Genomic DNA, 16,793 nt, shown 5'->3' with positions numbered 1-16,793 from the left:
CGGGGGTTCGTTGTCATGCAGTCAGACCGACCGATCTTTGTGATCGGCTGCCCGCGCTCCGGCACCACCATGCTGCAGCTCATGCTGCACTCGCATCCGCGCATCGCGGTGCCTCCGGAGACACGGTTCGTGGTGCCCGGTTACTACCGCAGGTTCGTCTTCGGGGACCTGCGCGAGCAGGGGAACCGGCGCAGGCTGGGCCGATGGATCGTGAGCGACAAGGACACCAAGTTCAAGGAGCTCAAGCTCAACGGGGAAGAGCTGATCGAGAGCATCGCCGCCGGGCCGCCCACGCTGGGCTCGGCGATGGGCATCACCTTCCGCTCCTACGCCGAGCAGCACAGCAAGTCCCGCTGGGGCGACAAGCGGCCCAGCTACTACCACCACGTGGACCTACTGCTGCGCCTCTTCCCGGACGCCCAGTTCGTCCACCTGATCAGGGACGGCCGGGACTGCGTGTCGTCGCTGAAGGAGATGCCCTGGTACACCAAGGACATCTTCCACGCGGTGACCAACTGGGCCGAGGCGATCGACTTCGGCCGGCGGCACGCCAAGAACCTCCCGGCCGACAGCTACTACGAGCTGCGCTACGAGGACCTGACGGCCTACCCGGAGACCGAGCTCAGCAAGCTGTGCGACTTCCTCGGCGAGGACTACGACCCGGCGATGAGCGAGCCGCAGCATGTGGCCCGGATGGCGATCCCCGAGCACAAGGTCTGGCACAGCAACACCCACGGAGACGTGACCACCGCCCGGACCGGCTCGTGGAAGTCCAGGCTGGAGCCCTGGGAGCTCTCGGTCTGCGAGACCGTGCTGGCCGAGCGGCTGACGGCCAACGGGTACGAGCTGAGCGGGGCCCCCAAGGCGGGCCGGGAGCACGTCGAGGCGTGCGAGAGGGCGGCGACCAAGCGGCGCTGGGCCCGCCGACGCAAGGAGTTCCGTGACCGCCTGAACCGCTTCCGCGAGCCGAGTCCGGTGGCCGCCCAGCTCACCACCCGGCAGCTCGGCGAGCTGGCGAAGGTCTGACAATGCAGTCGGATCGGCCGATCTTCATCGTGGGCTGTCCCCGCTCGGGGACGACGATGCTGCAGCTCATGACGCACGCCCACCCCCGCATCGCGATCCCTCCGGAGACCCGGTTCATGGTCACCGCCTACCAGCGGCGGCTGCACTTCGGCGATCTGAACGACCCGGCACGCAGGCGGGAGCTGGCCGAGTGGGTGGTCAACCGCCGCCAGTCGCGCTTCCACGATCTGGGGCTGGACGGCGAGGAGGTCATCCGGCAGATCGTCGACGGGCCGCCGACGCTCGGCTCGGCACTGGGCATCATCCTGCGCTCCTACGCGACCCGGCACGGCAAGCCGCGCTGGGGCGACAAGCGGCCGTCGTACTTCCAGCACATCGACGTGCTGCTCCGGCTCTTCCCGGACGCCCAGTTCGTCCACCTGATCAGGGACGGCCGGGACTGCGTGGCGTCGCTGAAGGAGATGCCCTGGTACAACGGGAGCGTCTACAGCGCGGTCGCCGGCTGGGCCGAGGCGATCGACTTCGCCCGGCACGGCGCGCCCAAGCTCCCCGAGGGCAGCTACCACGAACTGCGCTACGAGGACCTGACGACCGACCCCGAGGCCCATCTGCGCCGGCTGTGCGAGTTCCTCGGCGAGGAGTTCGCCCCGGACATGTGTGAGCCGAAACTGGTGGCCGGCATCGCCTGCCCCGAGCGCAAGACCTGGCATTCGCGTACGCACGAGGACGTGACCACCTCGCGGTCGGGCTCCTGGCGGGAGCGGCTGGATCCCTGGGAGATCTCGCTGTGCGAGAGCGTCCTCGGAGACCGGCTGGAGACCTACGGCTACGAGCTCAGCGGGGCGCCGAAGACCGACACCTCGCGGATGGTCGCCTACGAGCGGACCGCGGCCAAGCGCAAGCTGGCCCGGGTCAAGCGGGTGGCCTTCGACCGGCTGATACGGCTCCGCGAGCCGAACCCGCTGGGCGCCCGGCTCACCGCCGGCCAGCTCGTGCTGGCCGGGGTGCCGCTGCCCCGCACCGAACCCGCCAAGGTCAACGGCTGACCCGCCCGGACGGACGCTTCCGCCGGGCCGGCGGTCAGCGGCCGACCTGCGCGAACAGGGCCTCCCAGCGGTCCAGGACCCGTTCCAGCCGGAACGCCTCGACGTGCGCGCGAGCGGCGGTGCCCAGCCGCCGCCGCTCCTCCACCGAGGACATCAGCCCGGCCAGGGCCGCGGCGAGGGCCGTCACGTCGGCCGGCGGCACCAGTAGGCCGGTCTCCTGGTCGACGACCAGCGTCCGCACCCCGCCCGACACGTCGAAGGCCACCGAGGGCACGCCGTGGGAGGCGGCCTCGCCGAGCACGAGCGGCAGCCCCTCGTGCTCGCTGGAGAGTCCGAGCAGCGATCCGTCCAGATACTCGCGGCCCATCTCGGCGGCGGGCACCGCGCCGCGGAACACCACCCGGCGGGCCACCCCGCACGCCCGCGCGTGCGACCGGAGGCGCTCCAGCTCCTCGCCCTCGCCGATCAGATGCAGCTCCCAGTCCCCGCCCACGGCGCGGCAGGACTCCGCGAAGGCCGAGATCAACCGGTCGAACCGCTTGACGCCCTCCAGCCTGCCGACCCCGAGCACCCGGTGGCCGGTCAGCTCGGCGGTCCGCGTCGGCCAGGCGGGCAGCGGATTGGGGATGGCCCAGGTGTTGGGCAGCAGCGCGTGCTCGGAGAACAGCCAGGCGTCGTCCTCGCTGAGGAACACCGCCTTCTCCAGCCGGCCGTAGTGGCCCCGGACCGAGCCGAGGTGCCAGGAGCCCCGCGCGTGCTCGTAGGACCCGTGATACTGGCCGATCGGGAGCAGGTGCTCCGGGAGCAGGGGCGCGAGCCGGGTCACCACACCCGGGGAGGCGAGCACCGCGAAGCCGGCCCCCAGCTCCCGGAACAGCCCTCCGAGCACGCGGCGCTCGCGGTGCCTGCCCAGCCGGGAGACCTTGCCGATCGGCGTGCGGTGGATCACGTGGTGCCGGTATCCGGGCCGCTCCACGTAGCGGAACGGGCTCTCGGCCCGGTGCAGCCCGACCACGTGCACGTCGTGCCCCCGCTCGGCCAGGCCCTGCGCCACGGTGTGGGTGACCCGCTGTATCCCGCCGAGCGTGTCGGCGTCCATGCAGGCGAACACCACCGGACCCGTCCGGACATGCGGCTCCGGACCCGTCCGGACGCGCGGCTCCGGGCTCACCGCGACCACCACGGCGGGGTGAGCCGGATGGGCGACCACGCCGGCAGGGGCAGGCGGACCGTCCGCCGCGCGCCGTCCCGGCCGCGGACGCCGTCCCCAGTACGGCTGCCGTCCCGAGTGCGGTCGTCGTCCCGAGTGCGGTCGTCGTCCCGGGCGTGGCCGTTGATCCGGGCCCGTCCGCCGGCCGGGGCCGGGGCCGGGCCGAAGAAGGCGTCCACCACCTTCGCCGAGGCGTGCCCCTTCTCGTCGGCGCACCACGTCCGGCGGAAGGCGATGTATCGGGCGGCGAACGACGCGGCCACCCCGTCGAGATCGCGGAGCGCGCCGATCAGCTCCTCCGTGGTGGTCAGGCAGGGACCGGGGGCGATCGACGGCAGGTCGTGGTAGACACCCCGCTCCACGCGCCGGTATTCGTCCCAGTCGTCGATCAGGAACAGCATCGGCCGGCCGGTGATCGCGTAGTCGCACATCAGGGAGGAGTAGTCGGTCAGCAGCGCGTCGGAGGCCAGCATCAGGTCGTTGACCTCGGGATAGGAGCCGGCCGGGCGGACGAAGTGGCGCAGGTCCTGCGGCACCCGGTAGCGCTCCACCGGGTGGGGGCGCAGGATCACCACCCATTCGTCGGCGAGCGCCTCGGCCATCATGGTCAGGTCGGCCCGGACGGACCGCCCGGAGGATCTGGCCCGGTCCCGGTAGGTGGGCGCGTACAGCAGCACCCTGCGCCCCGGCGGGAGCTCCAGACGCTCCCTGACCCGCCGTACGGCCCCGTCGTCGCCGTGGACGAGCACGTCGCACCGGGGTGAGCCGTAGCGCAGGACCGGCCCCTCGTATCCGTGGGACGGCAGGAAGACCCGTTCGAACTCGGCGCTCGGCGACACCAGCGCGTCCCAGCGCGCCACCGCCGCCCGCCACTGCTCCCGCGGCCCGGGGAAGTCGGCCCGCAGGTCCGGCGAGTTGAAGCCGACCGACTTGATGCCCTGGCCGTGCCAGGTCTGCAGGTAGCGGGTCCTGGGTGGTTTGGGGTAGCCCAGCGGCATGCCGTGGCTGTCCACCCAGTAGCCGGCCCTGGCCATGGTCCACAGATGGCGCCAGCTCATGCGGCGCACCACCTTGGCGTCGGCGGGGAAGTTCCGCCTGTTCCTGGCGACGGACCAGACCATGTCGAGGGGCGCCCGCCGCCGCCTGAGCTCCTCGTAGACGTAGCGCGGATTGCCGGTGTATCCGGCGCCGACGTCGGACTCGAACAGCGCCAGGTCCCGGCGCGGCGGCACGATCCTGATCAGGCCCTTGTAGACGCGGAGCTTCACCTCCGGCCGCCCTACCCGCCTGATCACCCGTCGGGCGAACCGCCCCAGCCGGGGCACCGGCCGGAGCAGGCCCCTGCGCCGCCACTGCACCCGCAGGACCGCGGCGTGCCCCTCCGCCCTGACCGTGACCCGGTGCCCGGGGACGGTGGCGGTGAACGGCCCGGCGGCCGGGTCGACGAGCAGCCGGTCGGTGGTCACCCGGCCGTCGGCGCGGACGATCCCGACCTGGGGGTCGTAGTGGCCGCCGAAGCCCAGTGGGCCATGCCTGAACGTGGCGAGGTCGACGGTCGCCTCGCTCAGGTGGCTGCCGTCGTCCTGCGCGCGCGGTGCCAGCGGCACCTGCCGGTCCCACATGCGCAGGGACGCGCTCCAGCCGGGGTTGGCGGCGAGCACCCCGAACGGGTCGTAGGTCCTGATCGTCAGCGTGACCCGGGTGCCCTCGCCGGTGAAGGCGGCCTCGTGACGGAGCCGGGAGGCGGTGTAGGGCAGCTCGGCCATCCGCAGCGAGGTGATGTCCATCCGCTCGTCGGGGACGGTGCCCCAGTAGGTCCGGCCGCCCTGCCGTACGGCGGAGCGCGGCGCGGCCTGCGGCCCGTTCAGCGAGCGGGCGGCGACCAGGAGCTCGTCGGTCCGGCCGTCGAGGATCAGCCCGCAGCAGACCCGGGCGACCGGCTCGATCCGCGTGAAGACCTCGGGGTCGATCTCGGCCAGGTAGGGCCGGACGAGCGAGGCGAACTCCTCGGCCCACGCCAGGTCGCGCGAGGGCAATGGGTTGAGGTAGACCCGCAGGTCCTGGCGGAGGAAACGGCGATGGCGCTCGGGCACCAGGTGGGCCAGGCCGTGGGCGCGCAGGGTGTCGTCGCTCAGCCGGGCCGCCCGGATCCGGTGCCGGACGTTGTCCAGCTCCTTGACGCGCAGCGAGATGGACAGCCGTGCCCCGTCCTTCTCCTGGGCCCGGTGCCAGAGGTAGACGACCCACGGGACCACGGCGAAGCGCCGCGCGGCGCAGTAGAGCTCGGCGCTGAAGACGTGGTCCTCGTAGTACAGGTCCTCCCGGAAGGGCAGCCGCCGCAGCAGCTCGGCCGGGTAGAGCTTGTTGGTGCTGAAGGAGTCGAGGAACAGCTCGGGCTCCTGGGCGATCCCCTCGACGGTCCTGCGCCTGGCGAACAGGTCGGGGTAGTAGCTCTGCGTCCTGCCGCTCCACTCGTAGAGCCGGGAGATCTGCCCGGTGACGAAGTCGGCGCCGGTCCGTTCGATCTCCAGCACCATGCTCTTGCAGGCGTGCCGGGTCAGCCGGTCGTCGCTGTCGAGGAACATGACGTACGGCGCGCGGGCCGCCGCCACCCCGCTGTTGCGCGGCCGTCCGCAGCCGCCGCTGTTGACGTCCGCGCGCAGGTAGCGGACCCGGGGGTCCTCCCGCTGGAGCTCCCGCGCGACCCGTTCGGTGTCGTCGGTGCTCGCGTCGTCGGAGATGATCACCTCGACGTTCCGCAGCGACTGGTCGAGCACCGACCGCACGGCTCTGGGCAGCCGTGCGGCGTCGTTGTAGGTGATGACGACCACGCTGCAGTCCGGTGGATTGATCACATTATGTGGTGTTCCCGTAACTAAGGGATGTCCTGTCTTGCTTGTGAACTGCTGAAGCTGTTTTTAACGGCTCCCGCACCACGGCCCCCGCGATCCCCGCCGACCGGGTCCTCCTCCAGGGCCAGGCCGATGACGTCCTCGGTGTGGGCGCCGTGCTCGAAGGCGGTCGCGTAGGCGCGGGCGTCGAGTGTGCGGCGGATGAGGCGGCCCGCCCTCGTGTGGGCGTCGTGGAAGGGCCGCAGCCCGGCGAGCACGACGCCGGTCGACTGCCGTAGCCGGTGCGCGGCCCCCAGCAGCCGGGTGGCGTGATCATGCTGCCCGGCGGCGGCGACCGCCCAGGCCAGCGTCTCGACTCCCCATACGGGGCCCCAGGAGTCGTCGATCTCCCGCTGGCGGCGCAGGGAGTCGCGGATCAGGGCGGCGGCCCGGCGTGGCTCGCCGTGCCTCAGCTCCGTGAGGCCCAGACACCACAGCGCCCACGAGTGGGCCCAGACCCCCCGGGACGTCTCGGCGTCGGCCAGGTAGGCGTCGCCGGCGGCGACCGCGATGTCCCGGTCGCCGAGGAAGGCCGCGGCCATGGCCCACATCATCGTGGCCATGTGGGCGTCGCCGACCTCGCCGCCCTGCCGGAAGCGGTCGCGCGCCCGCGCCAGCAGCGGTATGGCCCGCGCGTCGCCGTGGACGAGCATCGCGTGGGCGCCCTCGATGTATTCGACGGCCGCCACCGCACCGGCGACCGCCGGGTCCTGCCCCGCGGTGGTCACGGGGTCCTGCCCGGCGACCGCCACCGGGTCCTGCCCGGCGGTCACGGGGTCCTGTCCGGCGACCGCCACCGTGTCCTGTCCGGTGAGCTGCCGCGCCGCGTCGCGGCAGTCGGCCAGGAAGGCGTCGGCGGCCTCCTGGTCGCCCTGGCAGAGGGCGATCCATGTGATGAGCGCCGCCCCGCCGGCGCGCAGCGGGCCGGGCCGGCGCGGGGACAGGGCGAGCGTGCGCTCCAGCCAGTGGCGTCCCTCACTGAGACTGCCGAGGAAGAACCAGCATCGGGTCCGGGTGAGGCCCGCGGCGATCTCCACTCCGGCCGGGGCCTGCCCCGGCTGCGTGATGCAGAAATCCAGCGCGGCCCGCAGGTTGGGCAGCTCCTGCCGGAGCCGGGCCATCCACTCGGCCTCGCGGGGGCCGCACCAGTCCGCCGCGGCCCGGGCGACCAGGTCGCGATAGTGGTCGCGGTGGCGCCGCCGCAGCGCTGTGCCCTGGCCGAGGCCGTCGAGCCGCTGCTGTCCGTACTGGCGGATGGTCTCCGGCAGGCGGTATCGGGTCCGGTCGCCGGGACAGCTCGCCGTCACGATCGACTTGTGCACCAGGCCCGCGAGGACGTCCATGACGTCCTCGTGGGCGAGCCCCTCGCCGGAGCACACGGCCTCGGCCGCCGCCAGGTCGAACCCGCCGGAGAACACCGACACCCGCGCCCACAGCCGCCGCTCGTGCTCGGTGCACAGGTCGTGGCTCCAGTCGACCACGCCGCGCAGGGTGCGGTGGTAGCGGGGGGCGCTCCGGGCCCCGCTGTCGGTCAGCAGCCGGAACCGGTCGTCGAGCCGGTCGAGGATCTCCTCGACCGAGAGCGTGCTCAGCCGTACCGCCGCCAGCTCGATGGCCAGGGGGATGCCGTCCAGCCGCCGGCAGAGCTGGGCGACGGCGCCGCGGTTGCGGTCGGTGATCTGGAAGTCCGGGGCCGAGGCGGCGGCGCGGTCCGCCAGCAGCCGTACGGCCTCATAACGGGTCAGCGGCTCGTCGCCCCCGCGGGCCGGTGCCGGCGGGGGCGGCACCGGCGGCACGGACGGCACGGGCGGTACGGATGGGACCGGTACGGGCGGGACCGGCAGGGACGGCGCGGGCAGGGACGGCGCGAGCACGGGCAGGAGGGGCGGTACGGGCAGGGGCGGTACGGGCAGGCAGTGCTCCCCCTGGAGACCGAGCCGCTGCCTGCTGGTGGCGAGCGCCCGCAGGCCGGGCGCCGCGCGCAGGAGCGTGGCCATCAGCGCCGCGACGGCGTCCACCACATGCTCGCAGTTGTCCAGCACCAGCAGCATCTGCCTGTCGCGCAGATGCTCGACCAGGACGTCCACACCGGAGCGCGTCGAGCGGTCGCGGATCCCCAGGGCCTCGGCCACCGCCCGGTCGAGCAGCCCGGGTTCGGTCAGCGGGGCGAGGTCGGCCAGCCACACCCCGTCCAGGAACGCGTGGGAGACCCGCGCCGCCACCCGCAGCGCCAGCCGCGTCTTGCCCACCCCGCCCAGGCCGGTCAGGGTGACCAGCCGGGTGCTCTCCAGCAGCCGCTGGGCCTGGACGAGCTGCCGCTCACGGCCGACGAACGTCGTCATCTCGGCGGGCAGGTTGCCGGCCGCCCGCGCGCCGCCGTCACGCGGCACCGGGCGGGCGAGCGCGGGATCGGCGGCCAGCAGCCGCCCGTGCAGCTCCCGCAGCTCCGCGCCGGGATCGATGCCCAGCTCCTCGGAGAGGATCTCGCTGACGGTGCGATAGCACTGCAGGGCCTCGCCCTGGCGTCCCGACCGGTACAGTGCCAGCATCCGCTGCGCCCAGAACCGCTCCTTCAGCGGGTGCGCGCCGGTCAGCTCCCGCAGCTCCGGGAGCACGTCCTGGTGCCGCCCCAGCGCCAGGTCCGCCTCGATCCGCAGCTCGACCGCGCCCAGCCGGCGCTCGGTCAGCGCCGGCACGACCTCCCGCTGGAGCGGCTCCGAGGGCACATCCGACAGCGGCTGCCCGCGCCACAGCCCCAGCGCCTCCCGCAGCAGCGCCGACGCCTGCTCCGCCTCGCCCGCGGCGACGGCCGTCCTGGCGTGGCGTACCAGGGCGTCGAAGCGGTGCAGATCGATCGCGTCGTCGGCCACGCCGATCAGATAGCCCTGCGGGCAGGTCCGCACGGGACCGCCGCCTCCGGGGCCGCCCAGCACCCGGCGCAGCCGCATCACGTAGTTCTGCAGGGCGTTCCGTGCCCCGTCGGGTGGGTCCTCCCCCCACAGCCGGGCCGTCAACGTCTCGACGGGGACGACCCTGTTGGCCTCGATCAGCAGGCAGGCCAGCAGCACCCGCTGCTTGGCCGCTCCGACCGCCACGGGAGCGCCGTCGCGCAGCACCTTGAGCGGCCCCAGGACTCCGAACTCGAAACCCGTCCCTGACAGGCGGTTGTCCCGCCGAGCATCCATCACGTGACTTTACGTTACCTTGCCATGACTCTGAGTCACTATGCGATGGCGTGCTGTGAGTGCCGGGTGACCGTAAGGTGACCGCCGCGACAGCGGCCTCTGAAAACGTCTCCCCTGCCAGGCGCCCCCGTGCCTGCCCAGAGCAAGTGAGACAAGGAGAACGAGATCCAGATGCGGAATCACACAGCACGCCACCGCCTCCCACGCGTCACCGCTACCGCCACCGCCGTCGCCACCGCCGCCGTTTCGGCGCTGACCTTCCTCGCACCCGGCGTCGCCCTGGCGGACGCCCGGCCGGCGGAGGCGGCCAGCGGCGATCTGACGATCCGGAACGAGCTCCTCGCGGGCAAGTGCCTGGACGCGGACCTGGACAGCCTCGCCAGTCCCGGCACGAAGGTCCAGCTGTGGTGGGACTGCAACGGCCAGCCCCAGCAGAAGTGGTTCATGCCGGGCGACGGCACGATCCGCAGCCGCGTCGACGCGGGCAAGTGCCTGGACGCCGACCTGAACACCCTCGAAGACCCCGGCACGAGGGTCCAGCTGTGGTGGGACTGCAACGGCCAGCCCCAGCAGAAGTGGGACCTGCCGGGCGACGGCACGATCCACAGCCGCATCCGCCCGCACAAGTGCCTGGACGCCGACCTGAACACCCGCGAGAAGCCCGCCACGGTCGTCCAGCTGTGGGCGTGCAACGGCGAGCCCCAGCAGAAGTGGGCCCTCGCCGGCTGAGCACCGCCGCCCGCCGGACCGCCGGCGGCGTCCGGGGCCGTGCGGTCGCCGCACGGCCCCGGCCCGCCTCCGGCGGTCGCGGGCTCCGGCAGGATCCGGGGACAGGACATGGCGTGAAAAACCGGGAAGGGGGTGCGGCCATCGGGCAAGAAGGGATGTCCTGTCCTTCCGGCAAGGGAGATCCTTGCATGATCGCTGTTCCCGACACCGCAGGTCCCGGCGCCGCGGCCGGGACACGCGTGACGGCCGGTGGTGAGGGGCCGGCTCAGCGGCGGCGCAGCATCCGGCGGACCAGCCAGCCGGCCAGGACGAGCCCCGCCAGGGCGGCCAGCAGCGGGGCGGCGCGCTTGAGCAGGGGCAGGCCCGCGATCTCCATGAGGTCGAGGGCCTCCTCCTCGGCGGTGCGGGAGGCGCGGTGGGCGCCCGCCGGGTGGGCGTCGAGGCCGAGCGCCTTCTCCACCGCGGCCCCCTCGGGTGAGGAGGGCACCGCGGTGAGGTGACGGACCGGCTCGCTCCTCCTGGAGGGCTCGCCGGAGCCCTCGCCCGCCCCGCCTGCCCGACCCGCGGCGTCCTCCGGCGCCGAGAGATCCGCGGGCTCCGCCAGGCCCGGTGCCCCCGTCGCGCCCGCGCCTGTGCCCGCCGCGCCCTCCACGCCATCGGTGACCTGCTCGGCCGTGCCCTGCCCGGGGACCAGCGGCGGCGTGGCCGGCTCGGCGACCGGGCTCTCCCCGAGCAGCCCGGCGAGGTTGGCCGCGAACCTGTCGATCAGCCTGCCGCCGATCTCGGCCATGACCCCCCGGCCGAACTGGGCCGGGCGGCCGGTCACGTTGAAGGAGGTCTCGACGGCGACCCGGGTGTCCGCGCCCGCGGGGTGCAGCCGCGCGGTGACCGTGGCGCCGGCCGTGCCCGAGCCCCGCGTCTCCTTGCCGGCGGCCTTGATGGTCAGGGCGTGGGCGTCCTTGTCCACGTCTTCGAACGCGGCCTCACCCTGGTAGGTCACGGTGATCGGGCCGACTTTGACCTTCATCCGGCCGGTGAAGGAGTCGCCCTCCACCGTGTCGAGGGTGGCGCCCGGCAGGCAGGGCGCGACCCGCTCGACGTCGAGCAGCACCGACCATGCCTGCTCCACCGGCACCGGAACCGTGAACTCGTGCTCGAACCGCATCGCCATCGATCCGCTCCTTGTCGATCGGCCACCGTCGACCGGCCGCCCCCGCTCCTGCGACATGGCGACCGCGCGGCTGTTACCAGTCTGCCTGCCCGCACCGGCGGGAGGTGAACTCGCCACCGGCGCCGACCTGCCCCGCACCGCCGGGAGCGGGCTCCCGGCGGTGCGGGGCGCGGTTCAGCCGGCCGTGGCCCGGACCGCCCGGTGGGTCAGCACCCGGGCCAGGTGGCGGCGGTAGTCAGGTCCGGCGTGCAGGTCCGACGGGGGCGAGGTGCCGGAGTCCGCCTGGCCGCACGCGTCCCTGACCCGGTCGTGCGCCCCGTCGTCACCGGCCGGTGGGGAGCTCAGGCCGCGCAGCGCCGCCTCCACCACCCGCGGCCGCACCGGCGTCGGCCCCATGTTGGTCAGCCCGATCCGCGCCTCCTCGATGGTCTCGCCGGCACGCCGTACGGCCGCCGCCACGCCGACGATCGCCCACGCCTGCGCGGTCCGGTGGAACTTCTCGTAGTGGTAGCCCCAGCCGGGGCCGAGTTTGGGCACCCGGACGCCGACCAGCACCTCGCCGGGCCCGAGCGCGGACTCCAGGTAGTCGACGAAGAACTCGGCCGCCGGGATCTCCCGCTCGCCCTCGCCCGACCTGACGACGAACACGCAGTCCAGCGCCAGGGCGACGGCGGGCAGGTCGCCGGCAGGGTCGGCGTGGGCCATCGATCCGCCGAACGTGCCGCGGTGCCGTACGGCGGGGTCGGCGACCGTGGCGGTGGCCAGCGCGACCAGCGGGATCTGCTCCCTGACCAGGCCGGAGCGGAGCACCTCGTCGTGCGTGGTGAGCGCGCCGACGAACACGTGGTCGCCCCGGTCCTCGATGCCGTGCAGCTCGGGCAGCCGGCCCAGGTCCACCAGCGCGGCCGGGTAGGCCAGCCGCAGGCGCAGCAGCGGCAGCAGGGACTGGCCGCCGGCCAGCACCTTGACGTCGTCGCCGGAGGCGTCGGCCTCGGCGAGCACGCCGCAGGCCTCCTCCAGCGAGGCGGGCCGGATGTAGTCGAACGGCGCGGGGATCATCGGGCGCTCTCCTCGGGCGTGGAAGCGGACGTGGTCGTCTCCCCGGCTCCGGACGCGGCCGGCTCTCCGGTCCCGGCCGTGGCCGCCGGCGCGGGCGCTCCCGCCTCGGCGACCAGGCGCCAGATCCGTTCCGGGGTGCACGGCATCCGCACGTCGTGCACGCCGTACGGGCGCAGCGCGTCGACGACCGCATTGACGACGGCCGGGGTCGAGGCGATCGTCCCGGCCTCGCCGACGCCCTTGACGCCCAGCGGGTTGCTGGTCGCCGGGGTCTCGGTGCGGCCGGTGGTGAAGTCGGGCAGGTCGGCCGCCGACGGGATCAGGTAGTCGGCCATGGTCGTGGTGAGCAGGTTGCCCTCGGAGTCGTGGACCGCCTCCTCGAACAGCGCCTGGCCGATGCCCTGCGCGATGCCGCCGTGCACCTGGCCCTCGACGATCAGCGGGTTCACCACGGAGCCCACGTCGTCCACGGCCACGTAGGAGCGGATCGCGCACGCGCCGGTCTCGGTGTCCACCTCGACCGCGCACAGGTGGGTGCCGTGCGGGAAGGAGAAGTTGTCCGGGTCGAAGGTCGCCTCGGCGTCGAGCCCGGGTTCGACGCCGTCGGGCAGGTCGTGCGCGGCGAAGGCGGCCAGCGCGAGCTCCTGGATGGTCTTCCCCTCGGCCGTCCCGCGCACGGTGAACGACCCGTCGGCGAACTCGACGTCGTCGGCGGCGGCCTCAAGCATGTGCGCGGCGAGCTGCCGGGCCTTGTCCTTCACCTTCTCGCAGGCCGCCAGGACGGCGACGCCGCCCACGACCAGCGAGCGTGAGCCGTAGGTGTCCATGCCCTTGTGGGAGATCGCCGTGTCGCCGTGGAGCACGGCGACGTCGCCGAACGGCACGCCCAGCGCGTCGGCCGCGATCTGGCTCCAGGCCGTCTCGTGCCCCTGGCCGTGCGGGCTGGTCCCGGTGACCACCTCGACCTTGCCGGTGGGCAGCATCCGGACCGTGGCGTGCTCCCAGCCGCCGGCGCCGTAGCTCAGGCTCCCCAGTACGCGCGAGGGCGCCAGGCCGCACATCTCGGTGTAGGTCGAGACCCCGATGCCGAGCTGCACCGGGTCGCGCCGCTCCCGCCGGTCGGTCTGCTCGGCCCGGAGCTTGTCGTAACCGAACAGGGCGAGAGCCTTGTCCGTCGCGGCCTCATAGTTGCCGGAGTCGTAGGTGAGCCCGCAGATCGTCTCGTACGGGAACTCCTGGTGGGTGATCCAGCTGCGCCGCCGTACCTCGACGGGGTCCAGGCCCAGCTCGTGCGCGAGCTCGTCCATGGCCCGCTCGATGGCGAAGGTGGCCTCGGGACGGCCGGCGCCCCGGTAGGCGTCGGTCGGCATCTTGGTGGTGAAGACGCCGGTGCAGGTGAAGTCGTAGGCGTCCATCTTGTAGATGCCGTTGTACATGAACGCGCCGAGCAGCGGGACGCCGGGTGTGACCAGCATCAGGTAGGCGCCCATGTCGGCGAGGAGGTCCACCCGGACGCCCCGCAGCCGCCCGTCCCGCTCGGCCGCGAGGGAGATCCGTTGGAGCTGGTCGCGGCCGTGGTGCACGGTCAGGTTGCCTTCCGAGCGCGACTCGGTCCACTTCACCGGCTTGCCCAGCCGCCTGGTGACGAGCAGGGCGAGCACCTCCTCGGCGGTGACCTGGAGCTTGGAGCCGAAGCCGCCGCCCACGTCGGGGGCGACCACGCGCAGCTTGTGCTCGGGGATGCCGGTCGTCAGCGCGAGCATGACGCGCAGCACGTGCGGGATCTGCGTGGCGGAGTAGAGGGTGAAGTCGTCGCCGTCGGTGGTGGCCACGACCGCGCGGGGCTCCATCGCCGTCGGGATGAGCCGCTGCTGCACGTAGGTGCGCTCGATCACCACGGGGGCGTCCCGGAACGCCGCGTCGATGTCACCCCCGGCGAACTTCCAGGTGAAGGCCCGGTTGCCGGACTCGTGGACCAGGGGAGCGTCCTCGGCGAGCGCCTCGGTCATGTCGGTCACCGCGGCCAGCGGCTCGTAGTCGACCTCGATGGCCTCCAGGGCGTCGGCGGCCTTGTAGCGGTCGGTGGCGACCACGCAGGCCACCGCCTCGCCCGCGTAGCGGACCTCGCGCACCGCCATCGGCGGGTGGTCGGGGATGACGATGTCCTCGGTGACCGGCCACGCGCACGGCAGGCTGCCCTGCTCGTCGGCGAGATCCTGGCCGCTGTAGACCGCGACCACGCCCGGCCGGCCGCGTGCGGCCGAGGTGTCCACCCGGGTGATCCGGGCGTGCGCCATCGGGCTGCGCAGGAACGCCATGTACAGCATGCCGGGGAGCTGGATGTTGTCGGTCCACGTGGTCCGGCCGGTGACCAGCCGGGCGTCTTCCTTGCGCCTGCGGGCCCGGCCGACCTCGCGCGCCCCGGAGGGCTCGCCGAGCCGGCCGCTCTCGGCGATCTGCTCGGCGACCAGCCCGGCGTCGAGTTCCTCGCTCATGATGCCGGGACCTCCCGCTCCTGCCGGGCCTGTGACATCTCCTGGGCGCCGCGCCGTACCGCCCGGACGATGTTGCAGTAGCCGGTGCACCGGCACAGGTTGCCCTCCAGCCCCTTGCGGACGGCCTCCTCCGACGGGTCCGGGTCGTCGCGGAGCAGGTCGATCGCGGCCATGATCATGCCTGGGGTGCAGTATCCGCACTGCAGGGCGTGCTCGGTGTGGAAGGCCTTCTGCATGGGGTGCCACTCGCCCCCCTGCGCCAGGCCCTCGATCGTGACGACGTCGCTCCCGTCGGCCTGTACGGCGAGCACCGAGCAGCTCTTGGCGCTCCTGCCGTCGAGCAGCACCGTGCAGGCTCCGCAGTTGCTCGTGTCGCAGCCGACGGGTGTCCCCGTCTTGCCGAGCCGATCTCTCAGTAGGTGGACGAGGAGAAGGCGCGGCTCGACCTCCTCCTCGTAGGTGATTCCGTCGACGGTGACGGTGATGCGAGGCATACGTCCTCCAAGAACACCCACGCGGGGCAGGAGAAGTGAGAGCCGACAAAAGTGAACGTACGCCCCTGTTGTGCCCGGTCAACCCCCTGGTATCACGTCAACGGAAGTTCCTTCGGTGTGCGGCCGCCGAGGATGCGGCGGTCCGCCTCGTCGATCCGGACGTCGTTGATGCTCGCCTCGCGGCGCCGCATCAGCCCGTCGTCGGCGAATTCCCACAGCTCGTTGCCGTAACTGCGCCACCACTGACCGTCCGCGTCGTGCCACTCGTACTGGAACCGTACGGCGATGCGGTTGCCGCCGAACGTCCACAGCTCCTTGCGGAGCGCGTAGTCCTGCTCCCGGGCCCACTTGCGGGTGAGGAACTCCCTGATCTCCTCGCGTCCGGTGACGGACTCCTCCCGGTTGCGCCAGACCGAGTCAGGTGTGTAGGCGAGCGAGACCCGCTCGGGATCCCGCGTGTTCCACGCGCCCTCGGCGGCCTGCACCTTGGCCCTGGCCGTCTCCTCGGTGAAATTCATGCTTCCTCCAGGGATGTCGCCTGCACGGGGCAGGCCCGCGCGGCCTCCTCGACCGCGTCGATCAACTCGTCGCCCGGTCCGGCGACAGTGGCGGGTTGAAACGGGAGTATCCGTCCAATCTCCAGCGGAGCGGGCTCGCCCCCCGGACGTGGACGGCCCGGTCCACCTCGAACTCGACCAGTCGCTGCGCCCCCGGGACGTCTCGCGGGTCCCAGTCGACGCGTGCCCTGCCGGTCAGGTGCAGCGCCTCGCCGCTGTCCCAGCCGAGGAAGAGCAGGCCGCAGCTGTCGTCCAGCTCCAGGTTGCCGAGCGTCATGTACATCGAGTTGCCGACGTAGTCGGGCCAGACCAGCCGCCGCTCGTCGACCACCCGGACGAACCCCGGGTTGCCGCCCCGGTGGGACAGGTCGGCGCCGAGTCCCGCCGCCCGGGTGGCGACGAAGAACGTGTCGGCGCTCTTGATCCAGGCCCGATGCCCGCCGGTGAGCGCCTCCGTGGTCGAGACGGTCGCGGGAGGTCCGGCGGGCCCATCCGAGATGTCCCGCGTCTGGATGTATTTGGGGCAGTTCGCATATGTCTGCTCGGTGTGGACGATCAGCCGCCCGCCGTCACGCCGGACAGTGCCGTTGATCCGCATCCTGCGTCTGGTCTGCGGCTCGACGGCGAGCATCCCGATCTCCCCGGCGGTCAGCCCCGCCAGCGGGTCGTGGTCGCCGGGCACCGCCTCGATCACGACCGTCCGCTCGTCCACCGCCTCGGCGAACCCCGCCGCCCCTGTCAGCGGGCTCGCCCACAGCAGCCCTTCCCGGTCCGCGGCCCCGATCAGCAGCATCCGCTGCCGCCGCAGGAATTCGGCGGCCACCGCCGGGATCTCCGGCCTGGCCGAGGCCGAGCCCCACGCCCCGGGGCGCACCCCGGCCCGCCGCTGGACCGCCAGCTCTCCCGCGTGTCTCATGGTCTCAGTCCCAT

Annotated in this window: 12 protein-coding genes; 3 read left to right on the top strand and 9 right to left on the bottom strand. The window is 73.0% G+C overall.

Features of this window, described 5'->3' with window-relative positions; genetic code table 11:
• The first annotated feature begins 15 nt into the window (after positions 1 to 15).
• Positions 16 to 1,026, top strand: coding sequence for a sulfotransferase family protein (locus J2S55_RS10955; protein WP_306859430.1), 1,011 nt, complete (start codon positions 16 to 18; stop codon positions 1,024 to 1,026).
• A gap of 2 nt (positions 1,027 to 1,028) precedes the next feature.
• A complete protein-coding gene (locus J2S55_RS10950) occupies positions 1,029 to 2,072 on the top strand; it encodes a sulfotransferase family protein (protein WP_306859428.1) in 1,044 nt (347 codons plus the stop codon).
• Between the two features lie 34 nt (positions 2,073 to 2,106).
• On the opposite strand, the gene J2S55_RS10945 is transcribed toward J2S55_RS10950, so the two are convergent.
• From J2S55_RS10945 to J2S55_RS10935, 3 genes are all read right to left on the bottom strand, one after another.
• Positions 2,107 to 3,171: a glycosyltransferase gene (locus tag J2S55_RS10945; protein WP_306859427.1), complete on the bottom strand. Its 1,065-nt coding sequence runs from the start codon at positions 3,169 to 3,171 to the stop codon at positions 2,107 to 2,109.
• A 68-nt stretch (positions 3,172 to 3,239) separates the two neighbouring features.
• A complete protein-coding gene (locus J2S55_RS10940; protein ID WP_306859425.1) occupies positions 3,240 to 6,137 on the bottom strand; it encodes a bifunctional glycosyltransferase/CDP-glycerol:glycerophosphate glycerophosphotransferase in 2,898 nt (965 codons plus the stop codon).
• A gap of 20 nt (positions 6,138 to 6,157) precedes the next feature.
• Positions 6,158 to 9,358, bottom strand: a complete 3,201-nt coding sequence (locus J2S55_RS10935; RefSeq protein ID WP_306859424.1) for an AfsR/SARP family transcriptional regulator — start codon at positions 9,356 to 9,358, stop codon at positions 6,158 to 6,160.
• A 171-nt stretch (positions 9,359 to 9,529) separates the two neighbouring features.
• Here J2S55_RS10935 and J2S55_RS10930 point away from each other — a divergent pair, with 171 nt between their 5' ends.
• Positions 9,530 to 10,087: an RICIN domain-containing protein gene (locus tag J2S55_RS10930; protein WP_306859422.1), complete on the top strand. Its 558-nt coding sequence runs from the start codon at positions 9,530 to 9,532 to the stop codon at positions 10,085 to 10,087.
• A gap of 265 nt (positions 10,088 to 10,352) precedes the next feature.
• Here J2S55_RS10930 and J2S55_RS10925 read toward each other — a convergent pair whose 3' ends face one another.
• From J2S55_RS10925 to J2S55_RS10900, 6 genes are all read right to left on the bottom strand, one after another.
• Complete coding sequence (locus J2S55_RS10925; protein ID WP_306859420.1) at positions 10,353 to 11,258, bottom strand: SRPBCC family protein; 906 nt, start codon at positions 11,256 to 11,258, stop codon at positions 10,353 to 10,355.
• 174 nt (positions 11,259 to 11,432) lie between these two features.
• Positions 11,433 to 12,317 (bottom strand): FAD binding domain-containing protein, encoded by an 885-nt coding sequence (locus J2S55_RS10920; protein WP_306859418.1) that lies wholly within the window; start codon positions 12,315 to 12,317, stop codon positions 11,433 to 11,435.
• Positions 12,314 to 14,812 carry a xanthine dehydrogenase family protein molybdopterin-binding subunit gene (locus tag J2S55_RS10915; RefSeq protein WP_306859416.1) on the bottom strand — a complete coding sequence of 833 codons (2,499 nt, stop codon included), beginning with the start codon at positions 14,810 to 14,812 and terminating at the stop codon, positions 12,314 to 12,316. The genes J2S55_RS10920 and J2S55_RS10915 overlap by 4 nt, the downstream gene beginning before the upstream one ends.
• Complete coding sequence (locus tag J2S55_RS10910; protein ID WP_306859414.1) at positions 14,809 to 15,306, bottom strand: (2Fe-2S)-binding protein; 498 nt, start codon at positions 15,304 to 15,306, stop codon at positions 14,809 to 14,811. The genes J2S55_RS10915 and J2S55_RS10910 overlap by 4 nt, the downstream gene beginning before the upstream one ends.
• Before the next feature lie 92 nt (positions 15,307 to 15,398).
• Positions 15,399 to 15,824, bottom strand: a complete 426-nt coding sequence (locus J2S55_RS10905; RefSeq protein WP_306859412.1) for a nuclear transport factor 2 family protein — start codon at positions 15,822 to 15,824, stop codon at positions 15,399 to 15,401.
• 61 nt (positions 15,825 to 15,885) lie between these two features.
• Entirely contained in the window at positions 15,886 to 16,779 is an 894-nt protein-coding gene (locus J2S55_RS10900) for a pyridoxamine 5'-phosphate oxidase family protein (RefSeq protein ID WP_306859410.1), read from the bottom strand.
• Positions 16,780 to 16,793 lie beyond the last annotated feature (14 nt).

Source organism: Streptosporangium brasiliense, from assembly GCF_030811595.1.
GTDB lineage: Bacteria > Actinomycetota > Actinomycetes > Streptosporangiales > Streptosporangiaceae > Streptosporangium > Streptosporangium brasiliense.
This window is presented reverse-complemented; position numbering and strand designations above follow the sequence as displayed.